General features: G+C 31.1%; 7 protein-coding genes. 2 read left to right on the forward strand and 5 right to left on the reverse strand.

What is annotated here, in order from left to right; all coding sequences use genetic code 11:
* Window positions 1–81 precede the first annotated feature (81 nt).
* The 4 genes from aroB to CLOBL_RS26095 form a co-directional block, all read right to left on the reverse strand.
* Window positions 82–1,194 carry a 3-dehydroquinate synthase gene (aroB, locus tag CLOBL_RS26080; RefSeq protein ID WP_077861665.1) on the reverse strand — a complete coding sequence of 371 codons (1,113 nt, stop codon included), beginning with the start codon at window positions 1,192–1,194 and terminating at the stop codon, window positions 82–84.
* Window positions 1,195–1,715: 521 nt separating this feature from the next.
* The gene (locus tag CLOBL_RS26085; RefSeq protein ID WP_077861666.1) at window positions 1,716–2,264 is read right to left on the reverse strand and encodes a nitroreductase family protein; all 549 of its coding nucleotides are present in this window, start codon (window positions 2,262–2,264) and stop codon (window positions 1,716–1,718) included.
* 170 nt (window positions 2,265–2,434) lie between these two features.
* A complete protein-coding gene (locus CLOBL_RS26090; RefSeq protein WP_077861667.1) occupies window positions 2,435–2,815 on the reverse strand; it encodes a helix-turn-helix domain-containing protein in 381 nt (126 codons plus the stop codon).
* A gap of 643 nt (window positions 2,816–3,458) precedes the next feature.
* Window positions 3,459–4,334: a DMT family transporter gene (locus tag CLOBL_RS26095; protein ID WP_077861668.1), complete on the reverse strand. Its 876-nt coding sequence runs from the start codon at window positions 4,332–4,334 to the stop codon at window positions 3,459–3,461.
* A gap of 227 nt (window positions 4,335–4,561) precedes the next feature.
* Here CLOBL_RS26095 and CLOBL_RS26100 point away from each other — a divergent pair, with 227 nt between their 5' ends.
* Entirely contained in the window at window positions 4,562–5,449 is an 888-nt protein-coding gene (locus CLOBL_RS26100; protein ID WP_077861669.1) for a LysR family transcriptional regulator, read from the forward strand.
* A 446-nt stretch (window positions 5,450–5,895) separates the two neighbouring features.
* On the opposite strand, the gene CLOBL_RS26105 is transcribed toward CLOBL_RS26100, so the two are convergent.
* Entirely contained in the window at window positions 5,896–6,405 is a 510-nt protein-coding gene (locus tag CLOBL_RS26105) for a VOC family protein (protein WP_077861670.1), read from the reverse strand.
* Window positions 6,406–6,621: 216 nt separating this feature from the next.
* Between CLOBL_RS26105 and CLOBL_RS26110 the strand changes: the two genes are divergently transcribed.
* Window positions 6,622–7,566, forward strand: a complete 945-nt coding sequence (locus CLOBL_RS26110) for a YafY family protein (protein ID WP_077861671.1) — start codon at window positions 6,622–6,624, stop codon at window positions 7,564–7,566.
* Window positions 7,567–8,096: the final 530 nt, after the last annotated feature.

Below are 8,096 nucleotides of genomic sequence, written 5' to 3' on the forward strand. Positions count from 1 at the left end.
TTTCTGAATAGTGCCATATTCTAATTTACTATTAAATTTTTACGTATATTAATGCATATAACCAACTCTACAAATAGGAATTTACATGTGTATAATGATCTCCCTTGCAACACTTTCTTCAATTGTGGTAGAAAAGACACCTTCACTAAATTCCACAACGTTACCAATTCCATTTTGTATAACAAATCGTAGTTTTCCATTCTTAACTTTTTTATCTGTATATAATTTCTTAACTAATTCCTCCCTATCAATATAATCAGGTATATCGATTGGTAATTTTGCCTTTTTGAGAAGATCTATTACTTCTTTTGTTTCTAGTTCTGTCATATAACCTAATTCATTTGACATTTTCACTTCAGCTACTAATCCAATAGATAATGCTTCTCCATGTAGTAATCTATACCCGCTAACAGTTTCTATGGCTCTTCCAACAGTGTGCCCTAAATTAAGCACTTCTCTAAGACCAGCTTCTTTTTCATCTCTCACCACAATTCCATCTTTAATTTTACAGTTTTCCTCTGCTATATATTCACATGATTTTTTCTCAATATTTAATATCTCATCCATGTTCTCATTTAAAAAATCAAAGAAACTTCTACTAGCCATGCATGCATGCTTTATTGTTTCAGCAAGACCGCTGGATATTTGCCTTTTGGGAAGAGTCTCCCAGGTTGCAATATCTAAGTACACTTTTTTAGGTTGATTAAAAATACCTATTAAATTAGTTGCAAGAGGTGTATCCACTGCAGTTTTTCCTCCTACAGAAGCATCTGCAGCTGCCAGCAATGTTGTAGCATAGTTAATGAATGGAATACCTCTACCAAATGTACCCGCTACAAAACCAGCTAAATCTGTCACAACTCCACCACCTACAGCTATTATGCAACAATCTCTTCTATATCCTTTTTCAAGCATAGCATCTTCTATGTATTCTTTCGTTTTTCTTGTTTTGTTTACTTCTCCAGCTGGAAATACAAAAATATCTGTCTGATAGCCAGCTTCAATTAATTTTTTAACTATTGTTTCTGCATATAGATTCTTTACATTACTATCTGTTATTACTGCAAACTTTGAAATTCCTTTTAGTAAATCATTTTTTAAATCTTCTACTAACTTATCCATCAAGTAAAAGCCGATTTCAATTTCATAAGAATCATCTATAATCTTTTTCAAATTTACATTGTATGTACTCATTTTTATCCCCTCTCTACATCTCGTGAAATTACCACTTATTAGTATGTTATACAAATAATTTTTGTTATCTATATTATAACAACATTTATAATAGTTTCATATATAATGGGAATATTGCTCTTCAATAACACTATATTAATCTATAGTAGTTTTTAGCCTGCAGCTGTTCCAGGCCAATTTATATACCAAAGGCCATTCTTTGTTATAAATGAATAAATAAGCTCCTACAAATATTATCTAAATAATTTTCATTATTATCATTAATCCAAAGAATTGTGGCACCAATTATAACATAATTTGTAAATACTTATATACTCTATGAGGCATAATATTTTGGAATACACATAAAAAAATACCACACTATCTTCATGAATAATGTGATATTTCATCATGCTTTTTATATTTTTTATTATAGATAACACAACTATAACTTAGACTTATCAGATGAATAGATTTATGATTTCGGTAAGTAACCACATAAGTCTTGGTTACGTGTTGTTTATCTTTAATATTATTTAATTTTATCTATCTACAAAACGCATTATTTCTTCAGCATCTTTTCTTGGAGTTTGCGATGCATGTTCTCCATCTTCATAACCATAAACTATAAGTGCAGCTACTGTTTCGTCTTCTGGTAAATTTACTATTTTTGATATTGATTTTTCATCTATAACTCCCATTATACATGTACCAACACCTTTAGCATGTGCTGCTAAACAGAATGTTTGACATGCAATACCTGCATCAAATACTTCCCAAACATTAGCTTTTGATGTTACATATGCCTCATCTATCTTACCGCTTTTCCCTTGAACAAAACTTAACACTGCAACACCTTTTGCATTTTTTAAAGTATCTATATTATAAACGAATCCATTAACACCCTCATTTGCAAGCTCTTTAATTATTGCTTCATCATCAACTAATGTATATCTAACTATTTGATAGTTAACCCATGATGGAGCCCATTTAGCTATATCAACTATTTCTTTCATAGTTTCTCTATCTACTTTTTTATTTTTAAATTTTCTTACGCTTCTTCTTTCCTTTATCATTGTTATTGCTTCCATTTTAAGTACCTTCTTTCTTTAAAATTTATTAATTATTATTTGCTAATGGCTACATTATATATCCTATCATATCACTCAACAAGTACTGACATTATTAGCCGTACGGTCACTTATGTACAATTTTGCCCAAAAAAACGCATTACGAGTTAACGTATTGCGTGGCTACTTTATTATGAATTTTCATATTCTTCACAGTCATCATCGAAATCAACTTTTCCATATTTAACATTTTCATTATATTTTTTACCCCATTCACCTAACTCATTTAAAATAGGTGCTAGTGTTTTACCTATTTCAGTTATTGAATACTCTACTTTAAGAGGCACTTCATCATAAACCTTTCTAATAATTAATTCATTTTCTTCCAGTTCCCTAAGTTGTCTTGATAGTACCCTTTCATTTACATTCGGAATTTTTCTTTTTAGTTCTCCATATCTAATAACTCCCGATTTACCTATATGATGAATAATAAGTGGCTTCCACTTACCTCCAATTATGTCTATTGTAAGTTCAACATTACAATAAAATACCTTTTTTTCACTTTTTGCCATCTAGATTTTTCTTCCTTTCTGTCAATCTTCTAAGTATATGTTACTAAAATAAAGCTTTCAAATTTATAACTCTCCTATTATATATTTCAAAAAATACATTATTTTTAGTTATAAGCAGTATTCCTAGATATCAAAGAGCACAAATAGTTATATCTACTCCATAGGAAACAACCATACTGGGTATAAAATGATTTATTAAAAATGTTATTAGAATAAATAATAACGAATAATAAAAATACTTTATATATTGTATTATCATAACTGTAGGTTGCTCCTTTAATACTTGTCCCAATGGAATTGAAATCAAGCATTAGTGTGCAACCTACAAGTTTAAATTTATTACATAAATTTAGTTTCTCTTCTTCCTTTTTTAACACAGATATAAATAAATTGTATAAGATGGTTTCTAAATTTGAAATATATCTTCTAATTTTATTTTGTTCTCTTAATCTATTTTTCTTATTATAGCACATTGCTAAACATATTAATATTACATAACAAAATCACATTTTCATTTTTTCATCATTTTAGTATCACATAATTAATGAGGGTGGCAAGCAATTATTACTTTTATATGAAGCTTTTAATCCTGCTTCATTTTCTACTATAACTATATAATTATAATCTTGTTTACCCCATCCATTTAAAATTTGTTTATATCAATTTTTTTGAATCTAAATAATTCTCCAAAGGTTGCACCTCCTAAAATTAACACAGCCCCAGCTATTTGTACAAAACTTAATTTCTCTCCCAAAATGGCAGCTGAAAAAATCAATGCTGAAAGCGGTTCTAAATATCCACAAATTGATACCGTCTGCACAGGCAGATCACCAATGGAAGAAAAATAAAAATAGCAACCAATTCCTGTGTTTACAACACCTAATATCAGTATAGGTATTAGATTTCCCTGCATAATGTTGATTGAAAATCCTTTCTTTAAACCTATGAAAATCGCAACTGTTATAAAGCTCATAATTAACTGGCACATGGAATTTTCAAGTCCAGTTATGCTTACAGCTTTTTTATTGAAAATCACCATAATGGCATACATGATTGCCGATAATACTCCACAAATCAATCCCCATGAATTCCTTCCCTGTGATAAAGCTTGCCCATTTACACAAAGCATTCCAATTATTACAGCAATAAATCCAAGTAATTTGCATTTTGTCATCTTTTCCTTAAATATAATAGGAGAAAAAACCATGACAATCATAGGACCACAATAATAGGCAAGTGTGGCGATGCTTACACCAATTTGTCTGTATGCTTCATATAAAAACATCCAACTTGCACCCATAGCCATCCCAGAAATAACCAAGCACAGAAAGTGTGATTTATTTTTCCAAAACTGTACTTTCTGATTAGAAAGTGTAAATACTAAAATCAAAAATAAGCTGCCTATCAAGGTTCTCAAAAAAACTATTTCATAGCTATTTAGTAAAATGTAACTTGCAACAATTCCATTAAATCCAAAAAGCAATAATGCTAAAAAATATTTAAAATATGCTCGTTTCATCTTTTCCCTTTCGTAAAGCCATATTTGCTTGTGTTTTAGATAATTTCATTTCTATACTCTCCTCTATCACTATTAATTCTACATTTGTTACATTCCATTATAAGTACCCTCTAGCAAAGCTCTTGAAAACTCTATAGGCAAAGTGTATCATGAATTCATAAATGACAAAAGCGAATATTTATCATAGGAAAGATGATAAAATCAGATGAATATGAGGTAGACATAGTATGGATATGAACATTCAAAAATATATGGCATTTATTAGGACTGTTGAATATGGGAGCTTTACAAAGGCAGCAGAGATGTTGAACTATTCTCAGTCTGGCATTAGTCGTATGATTAATGATTTAGAAAAGGAATGGGGTGTTTCACTTCTTGAACGTGGGCGCTCTGGTGTACGATTAACCTCAGATGGATTGAAATTATTGCCCTTTGCTAAAAATGTTTGTAATGAGTATCAGAAGTTACAGACGCAAGTTGAAGAATTGAACGGATTGCAATCAGGACTTATTCGAATAGGTACATTTTCAAGCGTTGCAACTCATTGGCTCCCTAATATCATTAAAGAATTTCAAAAGGATTACCCTAATATTGATTATGAGTTACTACTCGGCGATTATACAGAAATAGAAAGCTGGATTTTAGATGGGCGCGTAGATTTCGGTTTTCTTAGGCTTCCTACACTTCCAGAGTTTGAAACAATTTTATTGGAGCAGGATAAACTGCTTGTGGTTTTACCTGAAAATCATCCACTTGTAGATTGTGAATACTTTCCAACCAACGCATTATGTAATTATCCTTTTATGCTTTTGGAAAAAGGCGCAAAAGCAGAGGTTTCGGAAATATTTGAACGCTATAACATTTCCCCTAAAGTTCATTTTACAACATGGGATGACTATGCCATTATGTCCATGGTAGAAAAAGGGCTTGGAATTAGTATCCTGCCTGAATTGATTTTACAACGTATCCCTTATAAAATTATAGCAAAAGAGCTTGAAGTTCCTTGTTTTAGAAACATTGGTATTGCTATGAGAGATCAAAAATCACTTTCCCTTGCAACTAAGCGATTTTTAGAATATTTGCAATATAGAAAGAGAGATAAGATAACAGTATAAATACACAGAGCCCATAGCCTATGATAATGTATCATGTGGTTATCGGCTCTTTGTTAAATAAATTAAAAATTCTCTGAAAGCCTTGATTTTACTAACTGTTTTCTTGTCATTAGACAAACTGTCTCCACATTTGTTGTGATAGAAAGGTTATACTGTTACGTAGAATTTCTGATTTTCCTTAAAGATGTGGGGCTGTCGCACTAAGTAATCTACATACAATATATTTCTTTACAAATATAAATTAGCACAATATATTGTAGTATTTATTCTTAATGCGACAGCCCCTTGTAATTTCCTCGTTTGGTTTTTAAATATTTTAAGCCACATTTTTAACATACCTTGAGGAGATAAAAAATAGATAATTGAGCCTGCTTAGGCCTTGAGGTCAATGTGTTTTGGGTCTTTGCATATATCCCTTTTATTATTACGCTCAATTATGATTTTCATCATGAATTTGACAAATAATCATTTATTAAAAATGGATCAAAACTTTTTTGTGCGTAATCCATTGCTTCTATAAACTCCTTTAGCTTTGCACGCCTTTCCATTTCTTCTGCACTTACATCCTCAACATGAGAATTTATCCACCATATGTTTCCAAAAGGATCTATTACACGTCCACCCCTGTCTCCCCAAAAATGCGTTGTTAACTTTGTCATAGACTTGGCTCCAGCTTTAAGTGCTTGCTCATAAATTTCATCTCCGTTCTCTACATACAGATGAATAAAACTGGGAAAGGCAGGCCATTCAGGTTTTGAATCAAACATTAATATTTTTGAATCACCTATCTGTACTTCTGCATGACCTATTGAACCATCTACATTATATACACGTCCAAGCTCTTTGGCATTAAAAGCTTCTTTTAAGAAAACAATTAATTTATCCGTATTTTTCGTGGTTAACCATATGGATACGGTGTTATATTTTTTTAGCTCTGATTGTTCTGTTTGCGACATTGAATTTTTCCTCCTCATTTGGGTTCATAAGATAAATTTTTTGTAATTTCATATCAATTGTTATTCCGTAAGAATTTTGAAAGAATCCTATTTAATCATCTTTCCGATTTCTTCATATTCTTTCTAATTCAATTTACTCGCTCCTTTACAAGTTGATAATACTATTGTACTATGAAATTACGACAAAAATTGTCTTATTTATGAAAGGATTTTTATATGTCAAAAATGAAACGCTTGATTGATATCTGGTTATATATTAATCGAAGAAAAGATTTTACTGCGCAGGAATTAGCGCAAGAATTTAAGGTCAGTGTCCGCACAATTCAAAGATATTTGCTTGAATTAACAGAAATGGGTGTGCCGTTTTATTCCGAAGTTGGAAGAAATGGCGGCTATTCTATGCTTCATGGTGAAATGCTGCCACCAGTTTCTTTCACAGAAGAGGAAACAGCCTCAATTATTTTTACTTATGAATCTCTCAAGCAATATCAAGATATTCCCTATGAAGCCGAAATTGATTCAGTTATGACTAAACTTCTAGCTCAGGTGTCTGAGCCCTTGAGAAACAAACTTGTAAGCATTCAAAAACATATATTTATGAAAATACCGCTCAGGATTGAAAAAGCACCTTATCTCAAAACCATATTCCGTGCATCTATTTCTAATCAGCTTTTGCTTTTTAGCTATGATTCCTTCGGTGAAAAAAAAGAAAAAGAGGCAATTCCAATTGGCATATATTCAGAAAATGGCTATTGGTATTTTCCGGCATATGACGTAAAGCAAAAACGTATTAGCATTTTTCGTGCAGACAGAATCTTAAAATTAAAAGAGGGAGCTATCAGTCACTTAAAACTTCCTCTTATGAAGCATTGGTTAGAAGAAAGAAGTTTTTTATCAAATGAAAACCTTAGTGAGTTAGTACTACGGATAAGCAAAAGAGCAGTTCGGAGTTGTACTAATCCATATTTTGATTTTTCAAATATAACATGGGAAGATGAGAACACAGGTATTCTACGTCAGTGTGTTTTACCATGTGAATTTCCATATATCGTATCATTAATCTCAGCCTTTGGTACGGAAGCAGAAATTTTAGAGCCGCCGGAACTTGTAAATTTATTTATCAACAGCTTGCAGGAAACTCTTGCAATATATAGGAAATAACACAGTGCTTTGATATACCCTGAAATGTCATAAAATGCTGTTTGACGCTAGATAACTTTTCACAATAAGTATTTATTCCTTGCACACCTTGATAGGATTCTAAAATCGGGTATTTTTTATTCCAGCACTAGTCCAGTTAATTTCATCAACTATCATTTCCATGCTTGTGATATCACCGCCAAGATTACTGTCACTAATAAGATAGTCATAACTCACATTATATAGTTGGCTTAATAATTTCACTTTAATTAACATTAATGTATTTAAGCCAATATTATAATATGATTTTCCAATTTCTTAAGTAACATTAAGAAACAAAATAATATGATAAACTTTAAATATTTTAGCTTTGGCATTTGGCTGTATCCCAATGTTTCAATGCTAAAACCCAAGATATATATGCCAATCCGAAATTTATAATTGTAATTCGTGCAATTCTGATATTGAAATTACTGGCTTTGGATTTGCAGAATGGTCTCCGATAATTTTCTCCATCCAAATCATATCATACCACTTTTTAAACTTATATC

It is taken from the genome of Clostridium sp. BL-8 (genome assembly GCF_002006495.1).
Classification (GTDB): Bacteria; Bacillota; Clostridia; order Clostridiales; family Clostridiaceae; genus Clostridium.

What these genes read in the sequence shown, in the direction of transcription:
- aroB (WP_077861665.1), bottom strand. Translation starts at nt 1,194, where the DNA reads ATGAGTACATACAATGTAAATTTGAAAAAGATTATAGATGATTCTTAT.
- CLOBL_RS26085 (WP_077861666.1), bottom strand. Translation starts at nt 2,264, where the DNA reads ATGGAAGCAATAACAATGATAAAGGAAAGAAGAAGCGTAAGAAAATTT.
- CLOBL_RS26090 (WP_077861667.1), bottom strand. Translation starts at nt 2,815, where the DNA reads ATGGCAAAAAGTGAAAAAAAGGTATTTTATTGTAATGTTGAACTTACA.
- CLOBL_RS26095 (WP_077861668.1), bottom strand. Translation starts at nt 4,334, where the DNA reads ATGAAACGAGCATATTTTAAATATTTTTTAGCATTATTGCTTTTTGGA.
- CLOBL_RS26100 (WP_077861669.1), top strand. Translation starts at nt 4,562, where the DNA reads ATGGATATGAACATTCAAAAATATATGGCATTTATTAGGACTGTTGAA.
- CLOBL_RS26105 (WP_077861670.1), bottom strand. Translation starts at nt 6,405, where the DNA reads ATGTCGCAAACAGAACAATCAGAGCTAAAAAAATATAACACCGTATCC.
- CLOBL_RS26110 (WP_077861671.1), top strand. Translation starts at nt 6,622, where the DNA reads ATGTCAAAAATGAAACGCTTGATTGATATCTGGTTATATATTAATCGA.